This window comes from Arthrobacter sp. NQ7, from assembly GCF_029581595.2.
Lineage (GTDB): Bacteria > Actinomycetota > Actinomycetes > Actinomycetales > Micrococcaceae > Arthrobacter > Arthrobacter phenanthrenivorans_B.
Genome location: NZ_JARFXU020000054.1, coordinates 1 through 1,702, shown reverse-complemented (window position 1 = coordinate 1,702; position 1,702 = coordinate 1). Strand labels below are relative to the sequence as shown.

2 protein-coding genes are annotated in these 1,702 nt (G+C 64.1%); one reads left to right on the top strand and one right to left on the bottom strand.

The genetic code is table 11. From position 1 onward, the window contains the following. Positions 1-338 precede the first annotated feature (338 nt). On the top strand, positions 339-689 hold the full coding sequence (locus tag PUN71_RS22980; protein WP_277800298.1) for a cytoplasmic protein: 351 nt from the start codon (positions 339-341) through the stop codon (positions 687-689). 99 nt (positions 690-788) lie between these two features. On the opposite strand, the gene PUN71_RS22975 is transcribed toward PUN71_RS22980, so the two are convergent. Further along, entirely contained in the window at positions 789-1,613 is an 825-nt protein-coding gene (locus PUN71_RS22975; RefSeq protein ID WP_277800297.1) for a class I SAM-dependent methyltransferase, read from the bottom strand. Between the last annotated feature and the right edge of the window lie 89 nt (positions 1,614-1,702).

Below are 1,702 nucleotides of genomic sequence, written 5' to 3'. Positions count from 1 at the left end.
GTGAATGCCGCCGCATTCGCCGTCAAGAGCCATCAATGAGCCAAGGCATTCACGCTGTACAAATAGGGTCCGTCAGCGGCGGTCGGGTGGGATAGGACCAATCGACGCTGACGGACTGCATCAGGGTATCAAGGTTGGTGTTGACGCAGGCCGCCGGTGTCCCCCCTCAGGTCCCCTGCCGTGTGGCGTTGAGTGAGCGGCCAGGGACGGGGGCCTCTATTTCCACCCGGGTAGGAGTGACGGACCCGCTTACAAGGCAGGCCCGGGTTTCCGTCGTTGGCTGCCTGCCGTGCGCTTGCCCTCTGGTGTAGGCAGGGCCGGCGGCGTAGAGTCCGGCCATGGCAAAGGACCCTGTTGAAACGAACCCGGAGAATTACCGGGTGGTATTTGAGAACGATCGCGTGCGTGTGCTTGAGTACACAGACAGCCCCGGGCACACGACTACCGAACATCATCATCCCGACAGCGTGATGATTACGGCCAGCTCGTTCCGCCGCCGGCTTTCCTCAAACGGTAAAAACATCGATGTCGACTTGCCCGCCGGCGTGGCACGGTGGATGCCGGATCAGGACCACTCCGGGGAGAACATCGGAGACACAGACACCCATACATTCTTTGTTGAGCTCAAGGAAGCCGCGCCCGATTCGTCCCGGGAACGCATCGATCACCTGGGGCCCACGGAGTCGTAGACTGCCTTACGCGCCTCAGGGAGATTGGGTCCCTGGGCGGCTGTTCCAGAGGGGGTGGCGCCAACACCCCAGCCCCGGTCAAGCGGCCGGGGCTGCCGTTCAGCACGGCCTCGAGCACGCAAACATCACGGTCCGGATGCGTCGTTCGGCGAGGTTGGCCACCTGGTTGGCTGTCATCTGCGCGAAATCGTCCCCCAGGAAGGCCGCGAAGGTTACCGGTGGTGGCCCTTCCCGTTGGATTTTGGCGAGCATCTCCTGGAACCAGACGAGGCTCTCGTCCGACGAGTCGACTTCCGAGACCACATCAAAACCTGCGGCCGGGAGGAGGCCGCGCATCTCTTCCAGGGTCGCGGGAAAGCTTGTCGAGGAGTCAGCGGCCCACGGCACCGGGTAGTGCACTCCGCCGCCTTCACCCTGCAGGACGTCGTAAACCACGAACCTGCCGCCCGGCCGCAGGACCCGGAAGGCTTCCGCATAGAGCGCGTGCTTGTCGGGGATGTTCATGGCCACATGCATGGTCAGCGCCGCATCTACAGACTTGTCGGGAAGACCGGTGGCTGTGGCGTCCCCAACCTGGAAGCGGGTCCGGCCGGACAGGCCTGTCCACTCCGAGAGCGCCGCCGCTACCTGGCAGAATTCCGGGGTGAGGTCGACACCTGTGACAGTGCAGCCGGTCAACTCGGCGAGCGTCCGTGCGGGGCCTCCCAGTCCGCTGCCGAGGTCAAGCACGTGCGATTCGGGACTGAGGGCGAGTGCCTCGATGATTTCCAACGTCGCCCTGCGGCCACGGATGTGGAACTCGTCAACAGCAGCGAGATCGGCCGGCCGCAGCGTTGTGCGGTCCACCCCGGCCGCGTCCAGGGCAGAACCGATGGCACCCACAAGTCCCCCGGCGCCGGTGTAGAAGGCCGAAACCTGGTTCATCGTGCCGTCCTCACGTATCGGCGGAGGACCAGGGACAGGGCTCCAGCTATTGACGCTGCAATAGCTGTTATCCCCAGGGTAGATACGAT